The organism is Ruegeria sp. R14_0, assembly GCF_017743975.1.
Classification (GTDB): Bacteria; Pseudomonadota; Alphaproteobacteria; order Rhodobacterales; family Rhodobacteraceae; genus Ruegeria.
Window position 1 is genome coordinate 108,349 of record NZ_JAGHRC010000002.1, and the last position, 25,732, is coordinate 134,080.

General features: G+C 57.4%; 22 protein-coding genes, 1 tRNA gene and 2 pseudogenes. 7 read left to right on the plus strand and 18 right to left on the minus strand.

Annotated features, from left to right (window positions below; genetic code table 11):
• Nucleotides 1–56 precede the first annotated feature (56 nt).
• Nucleotides 57–313 (plus strand): annotated as a pseudogene (locus J7416_RS06565) (IS3 family transposase); the annotation flags it as partial.
• Here the strand turns inward: J7416_RS06565 and J7416_RS06570 are convergent.
• The 4 genes from J7416_RS06570 to J7416_RS06585 all read right to left on the minus strand — a co-directional run bounded on the left by J7416_RS06570 (nucleotide 310) and on the right by J7416_RS06585 (nucleotide 5,782).
• Nucleotides 310–1,695 (minus strand): aldehyde dehydrogenase family protein, encoded by a 1,386-nt coding sequence (locus J7416_RS06570; RefSeq protein WP_209223940.1) that lies wholly within the window; start codon nucleotides 1,693–1,695, stop codon nucleotides 310–312. The pseudogene J7416_RS06565 and the gene J7416_RS06570 sit on opposite strands and share 4 nt — an antisense overlap.
• On the minus strand, nucleotides 1,692–3,365 hold the full coding sequence (locus tag J7416_RS06575; RefSeq protein WP_209223941.1) for an acetolactate synthase large subunit: 1,674 nt from the start codon (nucleotides 3,363–3,365) through the stop codon (nucleotides 1,692–1,694). Before J7416_RS06575 ends, J7416_RS06570 begins: the two co-directional genes overlap by 4 nt.
• 90 nt (nucleotides 3,366–3,455) lie before the next feature.
• Nucleotides 3,456–4,964 (minus strand): FMN-binding glutamate synthase family protein, encoded by a 1,509-nt coding sequence (locus J7416_RS06580; RefSeq protein ID WP_209223942.1) that lies wholly within the window; start codon nucleotides 4,962–4,964, stop codon nucleotides 3,456–3,458.
• Nucleotides 4,965–5,053: 89 nt separating this feature from the next.
• Nucleotides 5,054–5,782: an ATP-binding protein gene (locus J7416_RS06585; RefSeq protein WP_209223943.1), complete on the minus strand. Its 729-nt coding sequence runs from the start codon at nucleotides 5,780–5,782 to the stop codon at nucleotides 5,054–5,056.
• 330 nt (nucleotides 5,783–6,112) lie between these two features.
• Here J7416_RS06585 and J7416_RS22820 point away from each other — a divergent pair, with 330 nt between their 5' ends.
• The 3 genes and pseudogenes from J7416_RS22820 to J7416_RS06600 all read left to right on the plus strand — a co-directional run bounded on the left by J7416_RS22820 (nucleotide 6,113) and on the right by J7416_RS06600 (nucleotide 8,785).
• Complete coding sequence (locus J7416_RS22820; protein WP_209223944.1) at nucleotides 6,113–7,075, plus strand: helix-turn-helix transcriptional regulator; 963 nt, start codon at nucleotides 6,113–6,115, stop codon at nucleotides 7,073–7,075.
• Nucleotides 7,076–7,191: 116 nt separating this feature from the next.
• Nucleotides 7,192–7,568: pseudogene (locus J7416_RS06595) on the plus strand (transposase); the annotation flags it as partial.
• A 218-nt stretch (nucleotides 7,569–7,786) separates the two neighbouring features.
• A complete protein-coding gene (locus tag J7416_RS06600) occupies nucleotides 7,787–8,785 on the plus strand; it encodes a LacI family DNA-binding transcriptional regulator (protein ID WP_209223945.1) in 999 nt (332 codons plus the stop codon).
• On the opposite strand, the gene J7416_RS06605 is transcribed toward J7416_RS06600, so the two are convergent.
• The gene (locus J7416_RS06605) at nucleotides 8,786–9,919 is read right to left on the minus strand and encodes a Gfo/Idh/MocA family oxidoreductase (protein WP_209223946.1); all 1,134 of its coding nucleotides are present in this window, start codon (nucleotides 9,917–9,919) and stop codon (nucleotides 8,786–8,788) included.
• Nucleotides 9,920–9,961: 42 nt separating this feature from the next.
• Nucleotides 9,962–11,065, minus strand: a complete 1,104-nt coding sequence (locus tag J7416_RS06610) for a Gfo/Idh/MocA family oxidoreductase (protein WP_209223947.1) — start codon at nucleotides 11,063–11,065, stop codon at nucleotides 9,962–9,964.
• A gap of 115 nt (nucleotides 11,066–11,180) precedes the next feature.
• Here J7416_RS06610 and iolC point away from each other — a divergent pair, with 115 nt between their 5' ends.
• From iolC to J7416_RS06625, 3 genes are read left to right on the plus strand one after another with little or no spacing between them, the layout of a single operon-like run.
• Complete coding sequence (iolC, locus tag J7416_RS06615) at nucleotides 11,181–12,161, plus strand: 5-dehydro-2-deoxygluconokinase (RefSeq protein WP_209223948.1); 981 nt, start codon at nucleotides 11,181–11,183, stop codon at nucleotides 12,159–12,161.
• 9 nt (nucleotides 12,162–12,170) lie between these two features.
• The gene (locus J7416_RS06620) at nucleotides 12,171–13,007 is read left to right on the plus strand and encodes a 5-deoxy-glucuronate isomerase (RefSeq protein WP_209223949.1); all 837 of its coding nucleotides are present in this window, start codon (nucleotides 12,171–12,173) and stop codon (nucleotides 13,005–13,007) included.
• Nucleotides 13,004–13,843 carry a class II fructose-bisphosphate aldolase gene (locus J7416_RS06625; protein WP_209223950.1) on the plus strand — a complete coding sequence of 280 codons (840 nt, stop codon included), beginning with the start codon at nucleotides 13,004–13,006 and terminating at the stop codon, nucleotides 13,841–13,843. Before J7416_RS06620 ends, J7416_RS06625 begins: the two co-directional genes overlap by 4 nt.
• Nucleotides 13,844–13,851: 8 nt before the next feature.
• Here the strand turns inward: J7416_RS06625 and iolB are convergent, their stop codons facing one another.
• The 12 genes from iolB to J7416_RS06685 form a co-directional block, all read right to left on the minus strand.
• On the minus strand, nucleotides 13,852–14,658 hold the full coding sequence (gene iolB / locus J7416_RS06630) for a 5-deoxy-glucuronate isomerase (protein ID WP_209223951.1): 807 nt from the start codon (nucleotides 14,656–14,658) through the stop codon (nucleotides 13,852–13,854).
• 47 nt (nucleotides 14,659–14,705) lie between these two features.
• Nucleotides 14,706–15,887: a phytanoyl-CoA dioxygenase family protein gene (locus J7416_RS06635; protein WP_209223952.1), complete on the minus strand. Its 1,182-nt coding sequence runs from the start codon at nucleotides 15,885–15,887 to the stop codon at nucleotides 14,706–14,708.
• Between the two features lie 48 nt (nucleotides 15,888–15,935).
• Nucleotides 15,936–16,835 (minus strand): myo-inosose-2 dehydratase, encoded by a 900-nt coding sequence (iolE, locus tag J7416_RS06640; protein ID WP_209223953.1) that lies wholly within the window; start codon nucleotides 16,833–16,835, stop codon nucleotides 15,936–15,938.
• A complete protein-coding gene (gene iolD, locus J7416_RS06645) occupies nucleotides 16,832–18,664 on the minus strand; it encodes a 3D-(3,5/4)-trihydroxycyclohexane-1,2-dione acylhydrolase (decyclizing) (RefSeq protein WP_209223954.1) in 1,833 nt (610 codons plus the stop codon). The genes iolE and iolD overlap by 4 nt, the downstream gene beginning before the upstream one ends.
• Nucleotides 18,665–18,748: 84 nt before the next feature.
• A complete protein-coding gene (locus J7416_RS06650) occupies nucleotides 18,749–19,567 on the minus strand; it encodes an ATP-binding cassette domain-containing protein (protein ID WP_209223955.1) in 819 nt (272 codons plus the stop codon).
• Nucleotide 19,568: 1 nt separating this feature from the next.
• Nucleotides 19,569–20,693: an ABC transporter permease gene (locus J7416_RS06655; RefSeq protein WP_209223956.1), complete on the minus strand. Its 1,125-nt coding sequence runs from the start codon at nucleotides 20,691–20,693 to the stop codon at nucleotides 19,569–19,571.
• Between the two features lie 81 nt (nucleotides 20,694–20,774).
• Nucleotides 20,775–21,689: a sugar ABC transporter substrate-binding protein gene (locus J7416_RS06660; protein ID WP_247744196.1), complete on the minus strand. Its 915-nt coding sequence runs from the start codon at nucleotides 21,687–21,689 to the stop codon at nucleotides 20,775–20,777.
• A 151-nt stretch (nucleotides 21,690–21,840) separates the two neighbouring features.
• Nucleotides 21,841–22,854, minus strand: a complete 1,014-nt coding sequence (gene iolG, locus J7416_RS06665; protein WP_209223958.1) for an inositol 2-dehydrogenase — start codon at nucleotides 22,852–22,854, stop codon at nucleotides 21,841–21,843.
• 280 nt (nucleotides 22,855–23,134) lie between these two features.
• Nucleotides 23,135–24,553 carry a CAP domain-containing protein gene (locus J7416_RS06670; protein ID WP_209223959.1) on the minus strand — a complete coding sequence of 473 codons (1,419 nt, stop codon included), beginning with the start codon at nucleotides 24,551–24,553 and terminating at the stop codon, nucleotides 23,135–23,137.
• Nucleotides 24,554–24,791: 238 nt separating this feature from the next.
• Nucleotides 24,792–24,868 (minus strand) — tRNA-Arg (locus J7416_RS06675).
• 21 nt (nucleotides 24,869–24,889) lie between these two features.
• The gene (locus J7416_RS06680) at nucleotides 24,890–25,366 is read right to left on the minus strand and encodes a GNAT family N-acetyltransferase (RefSeq protein ID WP_209223960.1); all 477 of its coding nucleotides are present in this window, start codon (nucleotides 25,364–25,366) and stop codon (nucleotides 24,890–24,892) included.
• On the minus strand, nucleotides 25,367–25,678 hold the full coding sequence (locus J7416_RS06685) for an ETC complex I subunit (RefSeq protein ID WP_209223961.1): 312 nt from the start codon (nucleotides 25,676–25,678) through the stop codon (nucleotides 25,367–25,369). It abuts the gene before it with no gap.
• Nucleotides 25,679–25,732 lie beyond the last annotated feature (54 nt).

Consider the following 25,732-nt stretch of genomic DNA (forward strand, 5'->3'; position numbering starts at 1 on the left):
CGGGGTTTCTGAACTTTTTGACTGTTAGGTGAAACGAACCGAGGAGGACGTATATGGGTCAGGGAACTCAGCGCGTGGATGCGGTCCGCGAAGTGCGGATCACTGAGCCGACCTACTGCCGCTGACGCAAGCAATATCGCGCAATGTGCACCGACCAACTAAGGGAACAAAAGCGGCTGCAGATAGAGAACGACCGGCTGCGTCGGGCCGTTTCTGATCGGACCGTGGACAAGCTCATCCTGTCGGAAGCCGCAAAGGGAAACATCTGAGCCCCGCTCGCCGCCGGGGCTGCATAGATCATGTGCGCATTCAGAGCCTGATCACAGCCATCTTGTCCTGCGTCATGTCGTGCATCGTGTAGCCGATTCCACCAGTGTTGTATCCAGACTGTCGACGACCCGCGAAAGGCATCCAGTCAACCCGAAAGGCTGTATGGTCGTTGACCATGACGGCAGTGGCATCCAACCGCTGTACGGCTTGCATCGCTGTGCTGAGCGTGTTGGTAAACACCGCAGACTGAAACGCATATGGCAAGTTATTTGCAACCGCATATGCCTGATCGATTTGGTCGTACCCATAGACGCAAACCACCGGACCAAAGATTTCGGCTGTCGACACGCGGGCGTCCGTAGGCGGGTTCAATAGGACGGTTGGCGCGTAGGTGGTAGGGCCCAGGCGCTTGCCTCCGGTTACTGCTTTGGCGCCGCCCTGAACGGCCTCATCAACCCATTCCTCGACCCGATCGACCTCGGCCGGTCGGATCAGGGGGCCGCATTCAACGCTCGGATCACGGGCATCACCGACCTTGAGCGCCGATGCTGCATCCGCCAGTTTTTCGGCCACCTCTGCGGCCATATCCGCGGGCGCGAATACACGTTGGACCGAAACGCAGACCTGACCGGAGTGGTAAAAACCGCCTTTGGCCAAAAGCGGGATCATGGCGTCGACGTCCGCTGTATCGTCAACAATCACTGGGGCAGCACCCCCATGTTCAAGCGCGCATCGGGTTCCGGGTGCCAGTTTCGACCGCAGCATCCACCCCACACGTGCCGACCCGATAAAGGAAAAGAAACCAACGCGCGGATCGGTGATCATTTTCTCAGCCACATCGTTATGACAGGTGACAAACTGGCACCACCCCCGTGGCAGGCCTGCCTGATGCAGAATGTCGACAAGTGTCTTGCAAGACAGCGGTGTGTCCATGGCGGGTTTAATGATCACAGGACAGCCGGTGGCCACAGCTGGTGCTACCTGATGCACAATCAGGTTCAGCGGATGATTAAACGCGCTGGCCGCGACCACCACGCCAATAGGCTCTCGCTGTGTAAAGGCGATGCGGCCCGCTCCGGCGGCTGTCAGATCCATCGGGATTTCCCGCCCGACCATCTGGCCTATCTCGTGGATGCACAATTCGACCCCATCGATGGCGCGCGTAACCTCAACTCGTGCGTCAACCAGGGGTTTACCACCTTCGCTGGCGATCAGCATGGCCAGCTCTTCTGCGCGACCAGACATGAGCCGCGCAGTTTCTTTCAGGATTGCGATCCGCTGATAGGCTGGCAACCACTCATCGCGTTTGCGATAAAGTGCGTTTGCCACGTCCAGCATGGCATCCACCTCATCCCAAGCGCTGAGGTCGACACTGTCGATCACCTCAAGATCAAAGGGGTTAAGGACGTCGACCGAAGCGCTCATATCAGGCAGACCTTCTCGGCCAGTTCGTCGATCAGAACACGCTGGTTCTCGCTGTAATCCACCGGCAGATCAATGAGATGAACCCCGCCCGCCTGGAACGCGTTTTCAAAGGTCGGTACCAAATCCTCGGTACGTTCAACCCGGTGGCCCGTCGCGCCATAACTTTGGGCGTATTGCACGAAATCAGGGTTGTTGAACTCCAGCCCCCAATCATCGAACCCGGCATGAGATTGCTTCCAACGGATCATGCCATATGAGCTGTCGTTCAGGACCGTCACCACCAGATTAAGGCCCAGCCGAACCGCTGTTTCGATCTCCTGACTGTTCATCACAAAGCCGCCGTCGCCGCAGATCGCCATAACCCGACGCTCGGGGTAAAGCTTGGCGGCCATCATGGCCGAGGGCAGCCCCGCCCCCATAGTGGCCAGCGCATTGTCCAGCAAAACGGTGTTGGGCTGATACGCCTGATAGTTTCGGGCGTACCAGATTTTGTAGATGCCATTGTCCAGAGCGATAATATCACAATCGCGCATGACCTTTCGCGTATCGGCCACAAAACGCTGCGGGATCACAGGGAAGCGCGGGTCGTCGGCCCCTTCCGAGGTGTGCAGGTCTGTCTCTTGTTTGACGCGTTGGAAATAACCGCGATCAAACTCGAGCGGGCCACCCAGAATCTCACCCAGACGGGCAATGGATTTCGCCAGATCACCCACCACTTCGACCTGTGGGAAATAGACCTGATCGACCTGCGCTGCCTTGTAGTTCACATGGATCACCTTGGTGCCGCCTTCCTCCATGAAGAAAGGCGGTTTTTCCACCACGTCATGGCCCACATTGATGATCAGGTCGGCGCGATCGATCGCGCAATGCAGGTAATCCCCGTCCGACAGGGCCGCGGTTCCCAGAAACAGGTCCGAGCGTTCATCTATCACGCCTTTGCCCATCTGAGTATTGAAGAACGGAATTTGCGTGACATCGACAAACTGACTGAGCGCACTGCGCGCATCTTTCCGATTTGCGCCCGCCCCCAGCAGCAGCAGGGGCATCTTGGCCGCACGGATCATTTCAGCCGCTTCGTTCAAAACCGTGTCACCGGCCACGGCATAATATCGCGGATGGGGCTGCAGAACGGGTTCGTTGGTCTCTTCAGCGGCGATATCCTCTGGCAATTCGAGCAAAACCGCACCGGGACGTTCCTCTTGCGCGACGCGAAACGCCTCGCGGATCAAGGACGGTATCGTGTTACCGTGAACGATTTGCTTGGACATCTTGCAGATGGGATCAAACAGGCCCACCACATCAATGATCTGGAACTGGCCTTGCTTTGACTTTTTGATCGGTTTTTGCCCCGTGATCATGATCAGCGGCATGCCCCCAAGATGCGCATAGGCCGCAGGCGTCGCAAAATTGGTAGCCCCTGGCCCAAGCGTTGCCATGCAGACCCCGGCCTTGCCCGTTAGGCGGCCATAGGTGGCAGCCATAAACGCTGCACCCTGTTCATGGCGGGTCAGAACCAGTTCGATCTTTGAGGTTCTGAGCGATTCAAGAACGTCCAGATTTTCCTCACCTGGTACTGCAAAGATGTATTCCACGCCCTCTGCCTCAAGCGCTGCGACCAGCAGATCCGAGGCCTTGGTGACGGGCGATGCGGTGTGGGTAGACGCTGACATATGATCTCCTGGTGTGTGGTCGGGTCGACTGGATGAGCCTGACCCGCAGTTTGAACCTAACACTCTGCCATTTTGGTCAGAAAGCTTCGCTTACTCAGCAGCATCAAGACGCTGAGGTTCGGGATACAGGTCGGCCATCGAGGCAGAGCGGCCATTGTCCAGCACGATGCGCGCATGATACCGCTTCAACCGCCGCGGCTCGGCCACACCGCAACTATGCGCGATGATGCTGACCTCTTTCTTCATGTTCTTAGCATAGCTGGCAACGCGCTCCGCCTTGCTGGTCGGATCGAGCCCATACTGCAACTTTGGGTTATGCGTTGTAATCCCGGTCGGGCAGGTATTTTTGTTGCACTGCAAGGCCTGAATGCAACCAAGTGCAAACATGAAACCACGGGCCGAGTTCACAAAATCTGCACCGGCACAAAAGGCCCATGCAACCTCGGACGGGTTGATCATCTTACCGCTGGCGCAAACCTTGATCCGATCTCGAAGCCCGTGCCTGTTCAGCATATCCACGGTCAGAGGCAGGCTTTCACGCAGGGGCATACCCATATTGTCGATCAGGCTCATCGGGGCGGCACCGGTTCCACCATCGGCACTGTCGATGGTCACAAAATCCGGCGCGCTTTCGGGTCCGCGTTTATTGATCTCTTCGCACAGGTCATCAAAGAACCCATAAGCTCCGATCACGGCCTTAAAACCCACAGGTTTGCCGGTGACCTCGCGCACAAAGCTGATCATATCCAGCAAATCGCCAACGCTGTTGACCTCGGGATGTCGGTTGGGGCTGATTGCATCCTCCCCTACTTTCAGGCCACGGATCTCAGCAATATCTTCGGTCACTTTTGCGCCGGGTAGAATACCGCCCTTGCCAGGTTTGGCTCCCTGGCTAAGCTTGATCTCAAACATCTTGACCGCGTCATGCGCAGCGACTGCGCGCAACTTGTCTTCGTCAAAACCCCCTTCGGGTTTGCGCACACCGAACTTGCCGGTTCCAATCTGAAAAACGATGTCCGCGCCGCTTTCCAGATGGTAAGGCGACAACCCCCCTTCCCCTGTATTGATCCAGATACCGGCTTTTTTGGCCCCTTGCGACAAAGCCCGGACTGCCGGGATCGAGATCGCGCCATAGCTCATGCCCGAGATATTGAACAGCGCGTCTGTCGTGTAGGGGATCCGGGCATATGGCCCGACCGTCACGGCCGAGGGACCTTTGGCGTCCTGCTCTAAGGTCGGGAAAGGGCAGTTTACGAAATAGACTGTTCCGGTGGGACGTAAATCGCGCGTTGAACCGAAGGCGACGGTTGAATCCACGTTCTTTGCTGCCCGATACACCCAGGATCGTTCCGCTCGGTTAAACGGCATTTCTTCACGATCCTGCGCAAAGAAATATTGCCGGAAAAACTCGCCCATATGTTCAAAGAAATACCGAAACCGCGCCACGACCGGGTAGTTTCTGCGCAAGGTGCTTTCGGTTTGGGTTTTGTCCCGGAAATACGTGACCACGATCCATAGGACAGCAAGACCAATTGCGAAAATGAATGCATATGCGAGGTACTGAAGCACATTCAAAACAAAAGCAGGAACTTCTGACATCAGTTGGCCTTCCTTTTTTGGTCGCCGCACAGCCTATTTTAATGGCGAAAAGTCATGACAGTTCAGTGCTACAAGGAAAGTAGTCCACGTCAGGTTTTCAATGGGGCAGTCAGTTTCGACAGTGGATCGTCCTGCTTTCCACCTTCCGGAACAGCAATTGGCAACGTCAGGCAGTAGACCGTTCCATCGGCTTTGTATTGCTTGCGTTCCAGTTTCGCCTTGATCTCGATGGCAAGCGAGTCCGCGATCAACAACCCCAATCCGCTGCCTATGCCCTGCTCTTTTGGAGTTGTTCCGGTGCCAGTATCCTCAACAAAAATGAGCGTGCGGCCATCTTTACAATGAGTCCGGATCGATACCTCACCCCCGCGTGAGGCATTCAGTGCAGTGACCGCATTGAAGACAAGATTGGCTAGGATGCGAAACACGGCCGTCGCAATTCTGCCGAGGTTCTGGTCCACGATTCCACAGCAGGTAACTTTTGTGTTAGCTTCAGCAACAGATGCACCCAATTCGGCCACATCTCTTGTTATTCCAAGAAGTCTTTGTTGCGATTTCGTCTTAGCCACTGAGCATTCGCAGACTTGTGCGATCCGCTCACAGGCGCGAAAAATCCGGGCGCCCAATATTCGGGTCCTTACATCTTGTGAGCCCTGCAACTCTTCTGCCGCTAGGTACAGGCTAGAGGCAATGTTCCGCACGTCATGCACCTGCATATTTGCAATGCGCGTAACTTGCCTGGTGGGCAACAGATGCTCTTCTAAAGCACGCGTATGAACCGACATTTGCCCCCCAAAAGACCGAACCATCAAACCCATTCAGGTCTGTTGGCAACGAGCATGCCAGCATGATGCCGATGTATCTTTCACTTGTTTGCAGAATTTCAGCCAGTTGTAGGAAAACTCAACGAAGATGTAACAAATTCGTGAATACTGTCTTTTGCTAGTTAGTTGTCCAACAACCCTTTTTGACCTTCTGATTATCGCTTCCGCAGTTGCACAAAAAATAAACTGGTCTTGGCAGCTTTCATCGCGCAAGCTGGATAGCGTCGGAAACTGCAAGCTCTCATTGTGTCCAAGCTCAAGAGTCGTGCGTAGCAAAGTCTACCCGACATCCAAGTTGTTCTTCTGCTGCAAAGTAACGCTAAAGTGACTGAAACAGGCCCTCAAGAGAACCTTCTGAAAATCGATCAGCTCATTGCCAGCCATCAAGCCGATCATACCACGTTGCTTCGTGGACTTGGACATAGCGACGCGGGCCCCTTTGCAGTAGAACTTCGACGTTCGGCGGGGAGGCATTTTGTGGCCCCTTGCGAATTCCACCGCGTCACGATGCAAATTTCAGGCCGTCAGAATTTGATCTCTTTTGAAATGGGCCAAACACGCCAACCCGTGCCTGCACAAGCGGTACCTGGTACCACCAGTTTTGTTCCCGCTGGCCAGCCGCTGCAAGCCGTAACATCGGGTGACGATTTCCATGCATTTCAGATTATTATACCGCGCGACCAAATGCATCGGGCAAGTGAGATCGTACGAGGTGCCGACGCGCAGAGCGACACCATCTTACTAGGAGGCATTGGTGCCCCAAGCAGTAAGCTGTTCCGCCTTATTCAATTGGTTTACGACGTGTTCCGCGAATGCGGCGTCGGCGATACGGCAATGGTCGAGACTTTAGTTCAGGCGATCTGCATACAACTCGCTCGCGACTTGGAGACAAACAAACAGCACTTGGCGGCTCGGCAGATGTCGACCCTATTGCGAGCTAAGACATTAAGCTTAATGGAAATTGCGGTTGATGGCAGCCTTTCACTTGGGGATCTTGCAGAAGAGCTTGGCATGAAACCATCTGGTTTTTCACGCAAATTCCAAGCTAGTTTTGGAGAGAAACCAAGCAGCTATCTTTCCAGACTGCGCCTGAATCGTGCTCAGCAGATGCTAAGACAAACCGATGCAGCACTCGTAAGCATATCCATGGAATGCGGATTTTCATCGCAAGCTCACATGACAACCCGCTTTGTTGAACACTTCGGAATAACGCCGGCAAAATACCGTGCGCGGCATTCAAGAGTTGAAAAACCTGCGGGTCTGGAATTGAGCAGATCAATCAAGTGAGAAAGTCTTTTGGGTGAATAGGATGCAGCGTGGCACTGAGCAGCCTCGTCTGACTGGTCCAAGTTGATTTTTGGTCGTGTCGTCAAAAGGGATTCACATCAGGCTTTGAGCAGTTCATGCTTTCCGTTCGCGCCCCGAATGGGCGCAAACCCACCAACCACCGCCTTGTTCTTGATGACGTGTTCTGGATAGCACGCACCGGCGCACCGTGGCGGGACCTTCCTGAAGAATTTGGGAAATGGTCGAGAGCATATCCGAGAGGTCCGGCGTTGGATACTTGCTGGCCTCCGGGAACAAATCCTCGATGCGCTGACCGAGAGCAGGATTGTTCCTGACGCCCGGCCAGACGTCCGATTATCTCGGCTTCGATCTCATGTTGGACGACAATCTGCCGGAACCTTTAGGGCTGCTGACCGACAAGGGGTACGATGCCGACAGCATTCGTGACCAAATGCGCAACCGATTCATCCAAACGGTAATTCCCATGCGGAAGTTGGCGACATAGTTACAATATGCAAAGTAGCCCGTTGTTTATTTTACTCTGCCGGGAGTTGGAGCCTTTCATCACCGACCATTGCCCCCAATGAACTACGACACCCAACGTCAAAGAGGTCAACGCATTGCAACCGATTGCAAGTCTCTTGCAATAGTGCATAGTGTTTTCACCATGAATTCACGAATTAGCCTTACCCTGAACAAAGGGTGCCAATCATGGGTGTAACCCTAAAGGATGTGGCCGCATTGGCCGGTGTTTCGCGGTCTGCCGTTTCCAGAACCTTCACCGAAGGTGCGTCCGTTTCCGCCAAGACACGCAGCAAAGTTGAAAAGGCAGCAAAAGAGCTGGGCTACAGCCCCAATGCGCTGGCCTCGTCGCTCACGACGGGGCGCACCAAGCTGATCGGATTGATTTCCAATAACTTTCATAACCCTATTTTCCTTGAAGTATTCGACCAGTTCACGCGTGCGCTGCAAGAACGAGGCCTGCGTCCCCTCATCGTGAATCTGACCGATGAAACCGAGCCGGCCAACTCGGTCCGGATGCTGCGCCAGTATTCGGTCGACGCTGCGATTGTGGCGTCTTCCACCCTGCCGCCCAGCTTTGCCAAGGCCTTTCACGACGCCGGGGTTCCCGTCGTGCACACATTTGGACGCTCGGCAACGTCGCCCGAGGTACACGTGGTCGGGATCGATAACGTCGAATGCGGTCGGATGGCGGCCCGGGAACTGCGCGCGCGCGGCTACAAGCGTATCGGATATCTGGGCGGCCCCAAAGACGCGACTTCGGCGATGGACCGATATCGCGGTTTCATGGAAGAGGTCGGGAAAAACCCCGACCTCGAAGTGTCTCACTCTTTCGCGGGCGCATATTCGTTTGAGGCCGGACGCGAGGAAATGCTGAAGCTGTTAAAGGACAAAGCGGCGGACGGGTATTTCTGCGGCGATGATATTCTGTCCATCGGTGCCTTGTCCGCACTCTCAGATCACGGCCTGAAACCCGGCAAGGACATCGGAATAATCGGCCTGAACGACATGGAGATGTCCCGCTGGGAAAGCGTTAATCTGACCACGATTCATCAGCCGATCAAACAAATTATCACATCGTCGGTCGACCTGGTCGAAGAGATGCTGAAAGACCCGCACCGCTATCCCGAGGCGCGGATCTTTCCCTGTCGTGTGATCGAGCGAGGCACGTTAAGGCCCCGCCCCTGATCAACGGAACATCGGCGGGCGCGCGTCCGTCCAGGCTCCGTCAGCCTCGGACGAAGCGACCGCTGCATGAACCGCCGCAATCGAACGAACCCCATCGGATGGCGTGGGAAGGCCGTCCCGGACCTCTCCTTGAATTGCGTCGGCCAGATCACAATAGATGTTTGCGACCGCCAGAGGGAACCCTTCGGGATGCGCGATGGCGACGCGGGACAGGCGCTGCGCTTCGTCGTGAAGCCCACCTTCACCCTTTTCAATGATCTGCGTGCGGCCGCCAACTGGCGTGTAAATCAGCTGGTTGGGCTGCTCGGACGCCCAGCGAAGACCACCGGTTTCGCCAAACACCTGAATGTCAAACCCGTGCTGACGCCCGATCGCCACCGAAGAGGTCCACAACCGGCCAACCGCGCCCCCTTCGGTGCGGAAGTTGATCATCGCGTCGTCTTCCAGTTCGCGGCTTGAGATGGTCGACGCCATGTCGGCCGACAGGCTTTTCACTTCGTCGTCACTGATAAAGCTGGCCATGTGCAGCGCGTGAATACCGCAATCGGCAAACTGCCCGGATACACCCGCCATCGCCGGATCATAGCGCCAGCGGACACGGGGGTTGTCCGCGTCGGTGGCGTCGCCGTGGTGACCGTGGCTGAAATTGGTCACGACCAGTCGGACTTTGCCAATATCCCCCGCACGCACCATTGCGCGAGCCTGTCGGACCATCGGATATGCGGAATAGCAGTAGTTCACCGCACAGATCTTGCCCGAGGCTTCGGCAACGCGCACGATCTCTTCCCCTTCTTCAACCGTCATGGTCATGGGTTTTTCGCACAGCACATTGAACCCGGCCTCTAGAAACGCCTTCGCAATTTCAAAATGAGTCGAGTTCGGCGTGGCGATCGTAACCAGATCAACTCGATCCGTTCGGTCCTTTTCGCCCGCCAGCATCTCTTGCCAATCGCCATAGGCACGATCCGCGGCGACGCCCAGCCTTTGGGCGTATTCACGACCGACATCGGGCCGGTGATCCAGCGCGCCGGCGGCGAATTCGAACATCCCGTCGGCCAATGCGCCCAAGCGGTGGGCTGGTCCGATCTGGCTGCCTTCGCCACCACCAATCATTCCCCATTTCAGCTTTGCCATGGTTCTCGTCTCTCTTAGGTTCTTTTTTGTTGTTTACAGCGCTCAGAAGTCGCCGATTTGTTGCCATTGCCGCCGCTCAGATGATGCCAAAGCCGCAGCCAGAACACGGTTAACCTCATGCCCGTCACGGAATGTGGGCCAGATTGCCCGTCCGGTGTGGATTGCCTCAAGGAAGTCCTTGGCCTCAATGATGATCTGGTCCTGATACCCGGTCCCATGTCCGGGACCCTGGCAGAATGGCTCATAGTCCGGGTGGGCTGGACCCGTCAGTATCTTGGTAAAACCTCTTTCTGCCTCGGGTCCATCACTGCGATAGAGCCACAAGGCGTTCTGGTCTTCCTGATCGAACCGAATGGCCCCTTTTGTGCCCGATATTTCATAGGCATAGCCCATCTTGCGACCCGTCGAAATACGACTGACATAAATGTTGCCCATCGCGCCATTGGCAAAGCGGCACATGATCTGGGCGTGGTCATCATTGGTTACTTGCCCACCGGGACGCTCGTGGTGAACGGTTTCAACCTCGGCCATAACCTCGATAATCGGCCCGATCAGGGCCATGGCGCCGTTGACCATATGCGGGGCCAGATCGCCGATTGTACCGTTGGCCATTCCGGTCGTGCGCCACGTCGCCGGAGCCTCGGGGTCGGCATAAAAGTCCTCGGTATGCTCGCCGCGGAACCAGGTGATGTCCCCCAGCTCTCCCTGCGCGATCAGCTGGCGCGCAAACTGAGTTGCCGGGGTCCGGACATAGTTGAACCCGACCATGTTGGTGACACCGGCCGCTTCCGCCGCGGCGACCATGGCCTGGCCGTCCTGCAACGACGAACCGAGCGGCTTTTCACACAGGACGGGTTTGCCCAGCGCAAATGCCGCTTCGGCGATCTGTCGATGCGTTGTTTGTGGCGAAGCGATCACGACGGCCTCGACCGCCGGGTCATTAACCAATGCTCGCCAATCCTCGGTCGCCCGTCGAAAACCATAAGCCGCGCGATATCGCTCGGCACTTTCCGGGCTGGACGCACAGATCATCTCAAGGCGCGGTCGCAAGGCAGTGTTAAACACCGCACCGACAGCAGACATCGCGACCGAATGAGCCTTGCCCATATAGCCGCCACCAACGATTCCAATTCCGATTTCAGGCATCTGCCACGGCTCCGAACAATGTATTTGCAACCGGTTGCAAAATCAGTATCGTGTGAATCGATTCAACGCAAGGACCAACGATCCTCGCCAGCCCCTTTTTGCCGGAGGTAACGACGTGAGCGCTTTGATAGACGGTATCAAAGGAAACCGGTTTGCGGTCTTTGGTCGCGCTGGCATGGACCTTTTTGCCGATCCTGTCGGCGTCAAAAGCGAAGACGCCGACACGTTTCACGCGGATCTGGGCGGGTCTTCGGCGAATATCTGCGCGGGGCTGGTCAAGCTGGGCAGTCAGGCGGCGCTGATCACTTCGGTCTCGGACGATGCAGTGGGTCGGTTCTGTTTGAACAAATTGGCCCAGTATGGAGTCGACACATCTTATGTCCGGGTCATCGGTGGCGAATACCGCATGTCGCTGGCCGTCTACGAAAGCCGGATCGAGAACTTCCAGAACGTCATCTACCGAAACGGCGCGGTCGACTTTCAGGTGACCGAAGAAGATATGGACAAGATCGACTACAGTAAGTTCTCGGCCGCGATCTCTGCCGGAACGGTGTTCGCTTCGGAACCTTCGCGCAGCGCCACGTTTCGCGCGTTCGACAACGCCCGCAAGGCGGGTTTGCCGGTGATTTTCGACATCGATTACCGCCCCTACAGCTGGCCGTCTCCTGAGGTCGCCGCCGAGGTCTTGTCGCGCGCAGGCGAAGCCAGCGATCTGATCGTTGGCAATGACGAAGAGTTCGGGTTCATGGCAGGTGGCATCGAAAAAGGCTTTGCCAAAGCCCAGGAACTCGCCTCCAAACCGGGCCGGATCGTCATCTACAAGATGGGCGAAAAAGGCGCGGTTACTTTGGTGGACGGGCAAGAAATAGAAACCGGTATTTTTCCAGTCACTGCCGTAAAACCCAATGGCGCAGGCGATAGCTTTATGGCCGGGCTGCTGGCCTCGATCGCTGCTGGCAGCGCGCTGAAAGAGGCGGTCATGCGCGGCTCGGCCTGCGCGTCAATTGTCGTGTCCAAGCCCGGCTGCGCACCGGCCATGCCTACAACACCGGAACTGGATGCGTTCCTTGCATGCCATCCCGGCCCAACGACATAGGAGACCCACATGCATATCGCGCCCTATGACAATCAGAACAAACCCATCGTCGATGCCGATGACCCCACAGTCCCTCTGAATTACTTCAACATCGTCAAACTGAAAAAGGGCGAAGCGTTCGAGTATCAGGTGCCGGGTTACGAGACCTGCATCGTTCCCGCCACCGGCAGCGTCGATGTCGACGTCGAAGGCGTGCAATACGCCAAGCTGGGCAAACGGGGCGAGGACGTTTGGGATGGTGAACCGGAAGGTGTTTACGTACCGGTCGGTGCCAGGGTTCAGTTGGTTTGCGTATCGGACGACACAGAAGTTTTCATCGCCGGCGCCAAATACGACAAGGTGTTGGAACCCTTCGACGTGCGTGAACATGATTTGGTTCAGTACGGAAGCGACGACACCAAAACCCATCGCAAGATCAAGCACATCCTCGGCCAGAAGCAGCACGATAAGGTCGGTCGCCTGCTGGTCAGCGAGCTGTTCACTGTTGGGCAAGGCGGCTGGTCCGGCTTCCCCAGCCATAAACACGACACCAATCGTTTGCCGGACGAAACGCGGCACGACGAGACCTACAATTTCCGCTTCAAACCCAACTGGGGCTCGGGCCTGCAGATGTTGCAGCGCGAAGACAACGAGCCGGGCGATGCCTACCACATCGTCGACGGCTCAACCATCTGCATCGACAAGGGCTACCATCCATGCTGCGTGCTGCCGGGATATGAGATGTACTATTTCACCATCCTCGGCGGCCTGACTCAGCGATCCCTGGTCCAGTACTTCCAACCAACCCATGCCTATCAGGTCGAGACGATCCCGGGCATCAAAGACATGATAGCCAAGTTCAAATGACACTGGTCACCCTGAAAGACGTCCTCACCCCGGCATATGAACAAGGTTATGCGGTAGGCGGCCTTGTAACCCTTGGGTGGGAAGACATGCGCGCCTATGTGGCCGCTGCCGAAGCCGAAAACGCGCCAGTGATCCTGCAGGCAGGTCCAAGCTGCCGTGAGCACACGCCGTTGCCAATTCTTGGCAAGATGTTCCGCCATCTGGCCGAGAACGCCTCGGTCCCGGTCGTTGCGCATCTGGATCATGGTTACACGTTCGAAGAGTGCAAGATCGCGCTGGACAGCGGCTTCACATCCCTGATGTTCGACGGATCGCGCAAGCCGCTGCGGCAAAACATCGACGAAACCGCCGCCATTGCCGAAATGGCCCATGCGGCCGGTATTTCCTGCGAGGGTGAGATCGGATTTGTGGGCTATTCCGGCGGCGAGGGATCGAACGGAACAGACCCAGCCGAAGCAGCCCAATTCGCGCGCGAAAGCGGCGTCGATGCGATGGCCATCTCGGTGGGTAACGTCCACTTGCAGCAGAACAAGGAAGGCGGCTTGGACGAAGCCCGGATTGCGGACATAGACGCCGCGACCGATGTGCCGTTGGTCATTCACGGCGGCTCGGGCGTACCGGTCGAACAACGCAGCCACCTTGCGCGCGAAACGTCGATCTGCAAATTCAATATCGGGACCGAACTCCGCATGGCGTTTGGCAACGCCCTGCGCGCAGCGGTCAACAGTGACCCGGACCGGTTCGACCGCGTAACGATCCTGAAAGAGACCCACGACCCGGTCGAGGCTGCGGCCCGTGTGGTCATCCGAGCGTTTGGCGCGCCTCCGCAGAGGTAGCCGACGCGTTAGGCGTCGCGCTCCATGATCCACTCGACTTCGGGGGCCGCAACAAAGCGCCATTTGCGCAAAGGACCGGCCATGACGTTCAGATAATACATCTCGAACCCATAAGGTGCGCCGCAAGGATGATGACCGCGCGGCACACACACCACATCGCCATCTGACACGGCCATCGTTTCGTCCAACTGGCCGTCATCGGTATAGACACGTTGAATGCCGAACCCGTTCGCCGGGTTCAGGCGGTGGTAGTAAGTCTCTTCCAGATAGGTGATCCGGGGGAAGTCGTCTTCGTCGTGCCGATGGCTGGGGTAGGATGACCAATGCCCGTTTGGAGTGAAAACTTCGGTTACCAACAGACTATCGGCGTAGTCTTCATTCTCCATCGCGATGTTGTTGATGTAGCGGGTATTCACACCCTTGCCACGCTCGGTCAGAGTTATGCCGTCCGGACCAATACGGCGGGCGGCATGCCCCCCCTTGCCGGGGGCTGAACACACCGCGATAACACAATCCGTTTCCGCTATCGCCGTCCATTCCGTGCCGTTCGGCAGATACAGGCAATGTGGCGCTGTCTTTTCGAACACGTTCATCCGATCCCCCAAAACGCCCCAGTCGCGATCAGCACCAGAGATGCGGGCCTTACCCTCGACCATGACCAGAATGACCTCGCGGTCACCTGTGGCCTCGGCCGCCGTATCGCCTGCCTTCAGGTGGTAAAGCCCAAACCCCACATAGCGCCAACCGGCACTGGCCGGGGTGATGTCGTGTACTTTGCCACGCGCACCAAAAGGCTTTTTCAGCAGATCCGCCATCTCTTCTTCTCCGTCTGGGGCGGGCTAGAACACCCGCCCGTTTTGCGTCAGGCAGCTTGCCTTGATTGCAGCGCCGAGAAGGTCTCGGCCAATTGCGCTTCGGTCCAGCCTTCAGAAACAGCCCGACGTAGAATATCGGCCTGGCTTTCCGGGGCATTGCCACCGACCGGAGGGTCCGTATCCAGATTTGTTGGGAACGGGTATCCCTCTGCCGTAGCAGCGATGGCGGCATCCAATTCAGAGCCGACCAAGGCGCCCCGCTGCTTCAATGCGACAAGCGAGGGGAACACCGCCTCGGACATGGCCCTTCGGTCAATGGCTTCCATCGCACGGCCAAAGGCGGACGAGATCTGCAACAGGTTCGCCATCCGGTCGATACCCGCACTGCGGTTTTCACCGGCAGCATGAAACAGCGCAGGGTTAAAGAACACAGCATCGCCCTTCTCAAGCGGAAGCTGAATGTAGCTGTCCTCGAAATATGCGCGATGGCCTTCGTCATGAAACGCCAGATATCCCGGCGGATACAGTTGCGAAAACGGGAGCAGTTTTGTCGGGCCGCTTTCGACCGGCATATCGCAATGGGCAACCGCCCCCTGCAAGGTCAGTGTTGCCGTGACCAGATGGGCGTGCACTGGATAGCGTGCCGCATTATCGGCGCTTTGGAACCCCAGATGGTAGTCCCTGTGCGCCTGCTGCGCCTTGCCGCCCGGGCGCACCTGGTTGATTTGCGCGGTGACCTGATAGTTCGGCCCCAACCATGCCTCGCACGCGGCTGCGACAGACGTATTCCCGAAATAGAGCGCAAAGCCCTCGGGGTCATGCAGACATTGCTTTTGCAACGCGTTCCAGATCCGGTCATTCGCGCCGGATGCCGCAAAATGGTCACCCTCACCGGCGCCGCTTTGCCGTTCTTCATCGATGATCTGACGAAAGACATCTGTTGCCCGGTCGATCACCGAAGTATCGGCGAATGCAGCTTTCAGAACGATCACGCCCGCTGATTTGTCCAGCACACGCCCCCATTCTGCCAGCAAAGCTTTGCGCTTGCCCGCATCTTCCAGCGCGGGGCGCAGAACGTGCATGTCGTAGATCGGTACGTTCTTTTCGATCGAGGCCGCGTGCGGCACGGCCTCGGCCAAAAGGTTCTGCGAGGTCAACACCTTGAATTCATCCAGATCACAGGATTCCCGGTCAAAATATCCGACAAAACCTAGTTCCTGATTTACCATGAGATATCTCCTTTTTCATGGCTTCGGTGTTTCCCCCGCAGGGGTTGGTTAAGCCTGTACCTCCAGTCCTGCTTGCCCACAGACATCGAGAATGTGCGCGTAGCCTTTCTTGGAGTATTCGTAGGGCGGTGCCTTGGCCGGGTCCTGTTCGGCCTCAACAACAATCCAGCCGTCGTAGTCCATCGACTTGAGCGCATTCGCCACGGCCTGAAAGTCGATGCAGCCATCGCCTGGCACGGTAAAGGCTCCGGCGACGACTGCGTCCAGGAAACTGCGATTATGCTCTTTGACGTCCTGCACAACAGACGGGCGGATGTCCTTGAAATGCACATGATGCACGCGATCACCCCAACGGTTCAGGGTCGCCATGACATTGCCGCCGCCAAAAAGCAGGTGGCCGGTGTCAAAGCACAGCTTCACCTCGGGGCCCGAGCCTTCCATCAACCAGTTCACGTCATCTTCGGTTTCGATGATGGTGCCCATGTGATGGTGGTAAGCCATCGGCATGCCCTGATCGCCCATCCATTTGGCCAGTTCGGTGATCTTGGCGGCATAGGCCAGGACCTCGTCTTTGGTCAGTTTGGGGCGGTTGTTGACCGGAGTTCCAGCCTGACCTTGGACGGTGTTTGAGCATTCCGCATAAACGATGCAAGGGCTGTTCAGCGCCACGAACTGTTCGACCTGTTCGCGCACGGCTTCGCGTTCCGCTGCGAAGTCATTGACCAGCGATGCGCCCGAGCACCAGCCACCGCACAGCGCGATGTCGTTGCCGTCCAGATAGGCGCGCAGTCCCTCAGTATCACTGGGCATACGCTGTCCGCGTTCGACGCCGGTATAGCCGATCTCGCGCGCCTCTTTCAGCGCCTGCTCCATCGTGTACGCCGCCGTCAGGTCCGGCAGGTCATCATTCTGCCAGGCGATCGGAGAGATCCCGATTTTCACGCTCATTTCGTGTTTCTTTCCTTAATCGCCAGTTCGTATGCTGCGCGTTTTTCGTTCACTTCGGGGCGGATGCTGACTTCGGGCACAGCAACTTCCCACCACGTGCCGCCGTATTCGGTCGACGGGTAGGGATCGGTGTCGATGACCACCACATAAGGCCCTTTGATTTCGCCGCGTTTAGCCAGAGCGTCTTCCAGTTCGGCAATCGAGCTGACCTTGACCGAAGTCGCCCCCATCGCCGCAGCGTGGGCGGCAAAATCGATGGCCGATGGGTTTTCGTGCACCGCATGGTCCAGCAGGTTGTTAAACTCGGCCCCACCGGTGCCCATCTGAAGACGGTTGATACAGCCAAAACCGCGGTTGTCAGTGATGACTACGGTAAACGAGACACCCATCATCGCCGCCGTCGCCATTTCCGAGTTGGCCATCATATAGGTGCCGTCACCGGTAAAGCAGATCACATCGCGATCCGGCTGAGCCATCTTGATGCCCATCGCACCAGCGATCTCATAGCCCATGCAGCTAAAGCCGTACTCCATGTGATAGGCACCGGGGCGCGGCGCTTTCCACAGCTTGTGCAGCTCTCCGGGCATGGTTCCGGCCGCGCACATAACGACCGTATCGTCATTTGACGCCCGTTGAACCGCGCCGACCACCTGCATGTCGGTTGGCAGCGCATTGCCGTCATCGGGTGCATCCGTCAGCTTGTCGACCTTGCCATACCAGTCGGCCTTCAGCGTATCCGCCACAGGATCGGCCCGGTATCCTTGCAACGCTGCGCCTAGCTCTTCCAACCCGATCCGCGCGTCCGATTGCAATGGCATTGCGCCGTGTTTTTCCGCGTCATAGGCAGCCGTATTCAAGCAGATCATCTCGCGTTCCGGGTTGGAAAACAGCCCCCATGACCCGGTGGTGAAATCCTGCAGGCGAGAGCCGACGGCCAGGACCAGATCTGCCTCGCCACAGACTGAATTAGCGGGTTCCCCACCAGTCACGCCTACGGGTCCAAGGTTCAGCGGGTGGTCCCATGCCAGCGCGGATTTGCCCGCCTGTGTCTCTGTGATCGGGATGTTGTGCGTTTCCACGAAGTTTTGCAGCGCATCCGTCGCGCCCGAATAGTGCACTCCGCCCCCGGCCACGATGACCGGGCGCTTTGCCGCTTTGATGGCCGCGACGGCGCGGGCCAGTTCGCCTTCATCGGGGCGGATGCGACGCTGGTACCAAACGCGCGGCTCAAAGAAGCTTTCGGGGTAGTCATACGCCTCGGCCTGAACGTCCTGACAGAAGGCCAAAGTCGCCGGGCCACAGTCCGCCGGGTCGGTCATTGTTCGGAACGCGCGTGGCAATGCGGTCAGCAGATGCTCGGGCCGCGAGATGCGGTCGAAATACCGGCTGACGGGCTTGAAGCAATCGTTGGCGCTGACCGTTCCATCACCAAAGCTCTCAATCTGCTGCAAAACGGGATCGGGCCCACGTGTCGCGAAAACATCGCCGGGAATGATCAGAACCGGCAACCGGTTCACATGGGCCAGCGCGGCTGCCGTCACCATATTGGTTGCACCCGGCCCGATGGACGAGGTTACAGCCATGGCCCGCGTACGTCGCACTTGCTTGGCATAGGCGATGGCACAATGCGCCATGGTCTGTTCATTGTGGCCGCGATAGGTCGGCAGGCTGTCCTTCACAGCGTGTAACGCCTCGCCCAACCCGGCCACATTGCCGTGACCAAATATCGCCCAGACACCTGCGATGAATGGCTCTCCGGCCTCATTCATCTGCGCGCCCAGATAGCGGACCAGAGCTTGCGCTGCGGTCAGTCTGATAGTCTTGCCCATATTGATCCCTTTCAACTTAAGGCCACACCGGCCAGTCGGTTGAATTCCAGTTTCTTTGATATGTCCGATCCGCGCGGGACCGCGTCAGACCGTACCGCCCAAAGACCCTTCCAGCTCGGCCAGTTCCTGACCACCTGCCATCAGGTCCTGCAGCTCTTCGGGCGAGATTTCGCCGCGTTTTGCGGTGCCCAGCGTCTGGCCCCGGTTCAACACAGTGAAACGATCGCCAACAGCCAATGCGTGGCGTACGTTGTGGCTGATGAAAACCACGCCCACACCCTGACTGCGCACTTTGTCGATGGTCGCCAGAACGTTCGATGTCTGGCGTACACCCAGCGCCGAAGTCGGCTCGTCCAGGATCAGGATCTTAGCGCCAAAATGCACAGCCCGTGCAATCGCGACTGTCTGGCGTTCCCCGCCGGACAGAGTACCCACAGCCTGATCCGGCCCGCGCAGGTTGATGCCCATCTTGCGCATCTCTTCCATGGTGATTTCATCGGCCAGCTTCTTGTCGAAGAAATTGATCCCCGCAACCTTGCGCGTGGGTTCGTTGCCCATAAAGAAGTTCCGGCTGACGCTCATCAGTGGGATCATCGCCAGATGCTGGTGCACCGTCGCGATCCCGGCTTCGATGGCATCGCGTGGGTCCTCGAAATGCATCGGCTTGTCTTCGAAGATGATCTCACCCGAAGTCGGCTTATGCACCCCCGACATAGTCTTGATGAAGGTCGATTTACCCGCACCGTTGTCACCTAACAGACAGTGACACTCGCCCGGTTTCAGATCAAAGCTGACCCCTGCCAGAGCGATTACGGACCCAAAGTGCTTTTGGATGTCGATCATCTGGATGATCGGCTTCTGGTTCTGAGCATCGCCATGATGGAATTTGGTATCTTCGGTCATCTCAGCGTTCTCCTGTGATGATGCGACGAATGTAGGTGTTCAGGATCACCGCACCCAGAAGGATCACGCCCAGGAACACCCGGAATAGCGAGCTTTCGACGCCCGCGAAGAACAGCCCTTGCTGCACCACGCCAAAGATCAGAGCCCCGAGCGCGGCCCCAAGAACCGAGCCATAGCCACCGGTCAGCAGCGCGCCGCCGATAACCACGGCAATGATCGCTTCGAACTCTTTGAGCAACCCGCGGTCGGCACCGGCCGAGCCAAACTCCATCACCTGACAGGTGGCGAAAACTGTTGCACAGAAGGCGGTGAACATGAACATCAGGATCTTCACCCGGTTCACCGGAACACCCGAGTTCCGCGCGGCTTCGGCGTCTCCGCCCGAAGCAAAGATCCAATTGCCGAACTTGGTCTTGGTCAGCAAAACATGGCCAAAGATGATGATCGCCAGTGCCCAGATCAGCAGCATCGGAATCCCGTCGACCACGGGCTGACCCTGGCGTGTGCCGCGTTCAAATGTTTCGATCAGGCCGTTGTCACCGAGCCAGACGAAAAAACCTTGCCCGACCTTACCGCCGAATACCGACGCCAGCCAATCGCCTTCAGCCACATCGCGGATGCCACCGATGATGGTTTTCCGCTCGATCGTCTGGGGCAAATAGATGGTGAAGCCGCGCAGAATGAACAGGAAGGCCAACGTCACGATAAAGCTGGGCAAGCCGGTACGGACAACGATGTATCCGTTGACCGCCCCGATCGAGACGCACAGCGCAAAGGTGACAATGATGGCCATCCAGACCGGCCAGCTGAGTGTGACCGAGAAGATCGCGATCATCATTCCGGCAAAGCCGATCATCGAACCAACGGACAAATCGAACTCGCCCGCGATCATCAGCAAGCATGCACCTACGGCGATGATCATGAACTGCGCGGAAACCACGGACCAGTTCATTACGCCCTGCGCGGTGAACATGCCGCTGTCAAAGGCAAACAAAAGGAAAAATGTGAACACCGCCACCGTGCCGACCATGCCACCCAGTTCGGGGCGTATCAGGGCCCGGCGCAGGGGTGAGATCTCTTTGATCCGCTCGTCGCCGCCACTCGCGGTTTGCGCTGACTCAGCCATTGTTGCCTCCTTCGCGCGTCGTTCTGAATGCTTGAATAAGGGGGTGCGGACGCATATCCGGCGTCCGCACCGTTATGAAGATCAGCGGTATTCGCCCGCGAATTCTTCGATCTTTTCCAACCCGTCCGCGGTCACGAAACCGGGGCCCGAGTTGATGTTGTTGCCCGGCAGAACGCCATAGCGGTGGTAGTTGGCCATCACGACAACCGGCAGGTAGGCCTGCAGGAAGGGCTGCTGGTCAATACCCCACTGGATCACACCGCTTTTGATGCCTTTGACGATCTCGCCACCCAGGTCAAAGGTGCCAAAGTAGATGTCACCGGCCATGCCGTTTTCTTCCAGCGCCAAAATGGTCGGGTCAGCCGAGGTCGGGCCAAGCGTCAGAACGGCCTCAGTCTCAGGGTTGGCCGACAGATAAGCCAGAACGCGGTTCTTGATTTCGGCGGGGTCCTGACCTGCGTCGATCATCTGCTCGCCCAGTTCGATACCTAGACCGTCAGCAAAGCCCTGGCAACGCTCCTGGCTGGACGGCTGCACGATGTAGTGGTTCACGCACAGGAAGGAACCGATGCCATCGTCCTTGGCACGCTGGCCTGCAGCGAAACCGGCGTCATATTCCGGCTGCCCCACATACATGAGCGCGCCAACTTCACGCGCCTTTTCCGGCGTGCCGGTGTTCATGATGATGACGTCGATGCCAGAGTCCACGGCCGCTTTGATCGGGCCTTCAAGAATGTCCGGGTCTGCCAGAGTGGTGATGATGCCGTTGGGACCGGACGCCGCGGCCTGATCGATGATCCGTGCCATGTCGGCAAGGTCGCCGGTCGGCGGATTGCGGTATTCGACCTCGACGCCCATCTGATCGCCCGCCAAGGCGATGCCGTTCTTGATGGTATTCCACCAGCTGTCACTGTCCGGGGCGTGGCTGATCAGAATATACTTCTCGCCTTCCGCTGCCGCGCCAGTGGCACCGGCGAACGCGACGGCGCTGGCCATCAGAACCCCTTTTACGAATGTTTTCATTTCCATTCCTCCCAATAGAACTGTCAATCGTTTTGTCTGGGCTTCAGCCCCAGTTATTCGGCCTTGGCCGAATCTCCTCCGCCCCCAAGTGAACCGGGGCTATGTTCAGTTTCAGGAAATCCGATCATTTTGCAACCGGTTTCAAAACTTCACCCATCATGACCGGCGTTCCCGAGCGCGCCGAACGGGTCGCAACCTCGGCCATCGCCAGTGCTGCAACGCCGTCTTCCAGAGTGACTGGCATGCTTGACCCGGCCTGTACGGCATCAACAAATGCGCTCCACTCACTCCGGTAAGCAGTCATGTAACGTTCCAGGAAAAAGTAGGTCGGTTTAGCACCGACAACACCATCCGCCGTCGACTTCACCACCGAGTTCTCAAGGATGTTGTGCGCCTGAAGCAGCCCCTTGGACCCCAACAGCTCAACCCGCTGGTCATAGCCATACACCGCGCGCCTGGAGTTCTTGATCACAGCGAGCCGACCATCCGCGTAAGTCATTGTAACAACAGCGGTATCGAAATCCCCTGCCTGGCTGATCTCAGGGTCGACAACTGATGTTCCGACTGCTGAAATCACTGTGGGCAGCTGACCCATCAGATAGTTCGCCATGTCAAAATCGTGGATCATCATGTCCCGAAACAACCCGCCCGAAACTTTGACATAGCTGATGGGAGGGGGTGCCGGATCAAAGGAAGTGATCGACAACAATTCGGCTTTGCCAACCTCTCCAGCTTTGAACGCGGTTTTCAGTGCGGTGAAATTTGGATCGAACCGGCGGTTAAACCCGACCATGACTGGCTGACCAGTCTCCGATGCGTTTTTCTGGCAGGCGATGGCCCGATCAAGGTCCAGATCGACGGGTTTTTCGCAAAGCACGGCTTTACCGGCCCGAGTCGCCGCCTCGATCAGGTCGGAATGCGTGTCTGTGGGCGTAGCAATCAGCACCGCATCAATCGACGAGTCAGCGATGATGTCTTCGGAACTGCGTGTTTCGGCCTGATATTCGCCCGCCAGACTATCAGCCGCCTCGGGAACAGCATCTGACACGGCGGCCAGTATGCTTTTGGGGTGCTCACTAATGGCTTGCGCATGTACGCGGCCAATCCGTCCGGCCCCTAACAATCCGATCTTGAGCATGCGGCTTCTCCGAATCCAGTCTTCGCGGCGCAGCATGTTTCTCTTTGCAACCGGTTGCAAGTTTTTTTTCACCAACTTCCAAAAGTTGCGAGGGATCGCCTTGTCATCAACAACTTGCAAACCGGCCGATTTGCTCGCGGTCAGCGATTGGCTTTGCCGTGTACGAGGAAATCAAAGCACCAAACACAGGCGAATTGCCCCGGCAAATCACTGTGTTTGCCGAGAAAGCCTTGGACCTTTTGGTCCCACTGTGGGTTATTTTCGCCCGCTGCGCGTCAGCCTAGACGGCGTCCGCCTCAACGCGGGTAACGGTGAAGACGACATCTTCGAAATCAAAGTCTCCACCACCGGTCAGATCTTCGAACCCAATGATCATCGCATCACCGCCCCGAACGACACCGGACAGAGCGTGCTGCTGATCATCGGTGTTCAAGGCCGCGTTTTCGGCGTGGAACGTGGTAACGCCTGCCGCATCGCCGTTCACGGTTAGGACAAAGTCAAATTGGTCATCCACATCCGCCAAACCGCCGTTGCTGGCGACGAAACCAAGATCGTCGGTATCGGACAAACCAGCGGCCCAAGCCGCCCCATCCTGAACAACGAAGAACCCAAGGCGGTTTCCGTCCGCCAGATTGCTGAGCTCTACTGCTCCGCTCGCTTCTTTGGTGTTCGCAAAGATAAGGCGGACGTTGGCGATTTGGCCGTTTTCCAGAATATCGTACACGCCCAGAACGTTGTTGAAATCTGCGGTTCCGAGATTGACCATCTCAATTCGGAAATCCGCTGTGCCGTCACCTTCAAGATAATCTTTATTGACGATCCCGTTGACCGCGCTGTCCGCGACGCGGACACCGGGCGCAAGGCCCGGCAAGAAGTTCGCATAGCTTACGACGGTGTTCCCGTCCTTGGTAAAGACAAATACGTCACCATCTGCCCGCCCGTCGCCAAGCAGAATCGTCAAATCCGTATCGCCATCGCCGTCTGTGTCCACTTCCAAATCCGAGTTGCTGTTGAATCGGACATCCGAACGGTTGAACTCGGCCCCTTCGATGACAAGCGACTTGCCAACGTCGAACCCGGTGACCACATCCTGATCCAACTCTTCCGGAGTTCCGCTGACCGTTTCCGAGTCGCCAAAAGACGTGGTCTCTTGCGATGACGTCGACCCGGGGCCGTCCGCCGGTTCTGTCGGTTCAGGCGCGACAACCACAGGGTCCGAGGGTGGCTCTGATGCACCGCCCGTATCAAGCTGAACTGCAGCTGAAGTACGCGCAAAGTTTTGTGTGACGATGACAGCAGGTACGCCGCCGAATGAGCCGACTTCAATGCCGATGCCAATGTACCGCAAGTTCGGGTCAAGGATGTTGGCACGGTGATCTGGACTGTTCATGAGCGAGTTGTGTAGCCCAACAACGTCGTCTGAAAACCCGGGCTCTCCACGTTGGCTTTGCCAGGCAATGTTTTCTGCGGTCCTCCACGAACCGGACAAAACAAAGCCTGCGTCACGCATACGTTGGGTGGCGGAACTGCCGCCCTCGCCGGTATGCGAGAAATTCCCGGTCGCCAGCATCCATTGGCTGTGCTCTTCCGCCGACGTGTTCAGGCGGAGTTCAAGCGCAACGGGTTCAAGGCCGCGCGAGGTACGCTCGGCATTGATCAGTTCTAGCATTTCCCGCTCAAGTGTGCTGGCCTGAGTCATCCCCAACTCTCCAATTTTGCGCATATGTCGAAGCCACGTTGGGCAATAAACGGGCAGATAGCAGTGCAAAAGGCTGGGCCAGGCTCAATCGGCAAAGTCTTGCCAGCACACGTAGTCGCGATGGCAATATCTTGCGTATGCCGGGATCAGATGGGGCAATATCTACGCATTGGCAGACTGCGCTATCCGATGGTCGCCGCGTGGTATTCTGGTAAGCGTGCACAAGTATTGGCGAAAATGGCGATCCCGGAAGGACTCGAACCCTCAACCTGCTGATTAGAAGTCAGCTGCTCTATCCAGTTGAGCTACGGGACCGCTGAGCCCTTCTTGCGGTTTTTAGTTCCGGGGTTCAAGAGCCAAGCGCATAAAGGCGCTGTTGGGGTCATTTTCATACCCAAAAATCGGTCCGCAATAGGAATAGCCAAGCCGTTCATAGAGCTTACGGGCTGCCGTATAGTCCGGCAGATGCGCAGCACCGGTTTCAAGAACCAGTGCCGTCGCCCCCTCGGTGCGGGCGACATCGGTCAGGTGATTCATCATTTCACGCGCCAGACCACGCCCGCGTGCCTGCGTCACAATGTGCACCGACTTCACCTCGACCGTACCATCTGGCAGAGCTTTCAGCGCGCCACAGCCAACCGCCTGATCGCCATCAAACATGGCCCAGAACCGAATCCCAACCCCGGCCAATGCATTGGCATCCATGGTGTGATTGCTTTCTGCGGGTCCCGCCGTTTCGCTATGCGCAAAATGCGCCTCAACCACCGGGCGCAACGCGTCCGAGGTCGGGTCGGCCTCGCGAATTTCGATCATTCAGTGTGTCCAGGGTGCGCGTCGATCGGTGGCGAAGTTTTCGCCATAACCACGCGCGCGCAGGTTGGGTTTGCGCTTGTGCGGCTCGCTCACCTGAACCTCGATCCCGTTGTCCTTGGCATAGTCCAACGCCTCTTCCTTGGTGTCGAACTTCAGCCGCACCTGAGTTTGCGTGTCATCAGACGAGGTCCAGCCCATCAGCGGATCAACCTCGCGCGCGGACGACGGCGCAAATTCCAGAACCCACTTGTGGGTCTTGGCCATACCCGAAGTCATCGCATTCCTTGCAGGCTTGTAAATCCGTGCGCGCATGTCGCCTCTCCGTCCTCACTTGGCTGGCACTGTTTATGCGCCAGAGCGCAGGCT

Coding starts and splice junctions, on each gene's coding strand:
- J7416_RS06650 (WP_209223955.1), bottom strand. CDS start 19,567: ATGACCGAAGATACCAAATTCCATCATGGCGATGCTCAGAACCAGAAG.
- J7416_RS06685 (WP_209223961.1), bottom strand. CDS start 25,678: ATGCGCGCACGGATTTACAAGCCTGCAAGGAATGCGATGACTTCGGGT.
- J7416_RS06655 (WP_209223956.1), bottom strand. CDS start 20,693: ATGGCTGAGTCAGCGCAAACCGCGAGTGGCGGCGACGAGCGGATCAAA.
- J7416_RS06620 (WP_209223949.1), top strand. CDS start 12,171: ATGCATATCGCGCCCTATGACAATCAGAACAAACCCATCGTCGATGCC.
- iolE (WP_209223953.1), bottom strand. CDS start 16,835: ATGAGCGTGAAAATCGGGATCTCTCCGATCGCCTGGCAGAATGATGAC.
- J7416_RS06625 (WP_209223950.1), top strand. CDS start 13,004: ATGACACTGGTCACCCTGAAAGACGTCCTCACCCCGGCATATGAACAA.
- J7416_RS06680 (WP_209223960.1), bottom strand. CDS start 25,366: ATGATCGAAATTCGCGAGGCCGACCCGACCTCGGACGCGTTGCGCCCG.
- J7416_RS06635 (WP_209223952.1), bottom strand. CDS start 15,887: ATGGTAAATCAGGAACTAGGTTTTGTCGGATATTTTGACCGGGAATCC.
- J7416_RS06575 (WP_209223941.1), bottom strand. CDS start 3,365: ATGTCAGCGTCTACCCACACCGCATCGCCCGTCACCAAGGCCTCGGAT.
- J7416_RS06600 (WP_209223945.1), top strand. CDS start 7,787: ATGGGTGTAACCCTAAAGGATGTGGCCGCATTGGCCGGTGTTTCGCGG.
- J7416_RS06660 (WP_247744196.1), bottom strand. CDS start 21,689: ATGGCCAGCGCCGTCGCGTTCGCCGGTGCCACTGGCGCGGCAGCGGAA.
- J7416_RS06605 (WP_209223946.1), bottom strand. CDS start 9,919: ATGGCAAAGCTGAAATGGGGAATGATTGGTGGTGGCGAAGGCAGCCAG.
- iolG (WP_209223958.1), bottom strand. CDS start 22,854: ATGCTCAAGATCGGATTGTTAGGGGCCGGACGGATTGGCCGCGTACAT.
- iolB (WP_209223951.1), bottom strand. CDS start 14,658: ATGGCGGATCTGCTGAAAAAGCCTTTTGGTGCGCGTGGCAAAGTACAC.
- J7416_RS06585 (WP_209223943.1), bottom strand. CDS start 5,782: ATGGGTTTGATGGTTCGGTCTTTTGGGGGGCAAATGTCGGTTCATACG.
- J7416_RS06670 (WP_209223959.1), bottom strand. CDS start 24,553: ATGACTCAGGCCAGCACACTTGAGCGGGAAATGCTAGAACTGATCAAT.
- J7416_RS06610 (WP_209223947.1), bottom strand. CDS start 11,065: ATGCCTGAAATCGGAATTGGAATCGTTGGTGGCGGCTATATGGGCAAG.
- J7416_RS06580 (WP_209223942.1), bottom strand. CDS start 4,964: ATGTCAGAAGTTCCTGCTTTTGTTTTGAATGTGCTTCAGTACCTCGCA.
- J7416_RS06570 (WP_209223940.1), bottom strand. CDS start 1,695: ATGAGCGCTTCGGTCGACGTCCTTAACCCCTTTGATCTTGAGGTGATC.
- iolD (WP_209223954.1), bottom strand. CDS start 18,664: ATGGGCAAGACTATCAGACTGACCGCAGCGCAAGCTCTGGTCCGCTAT.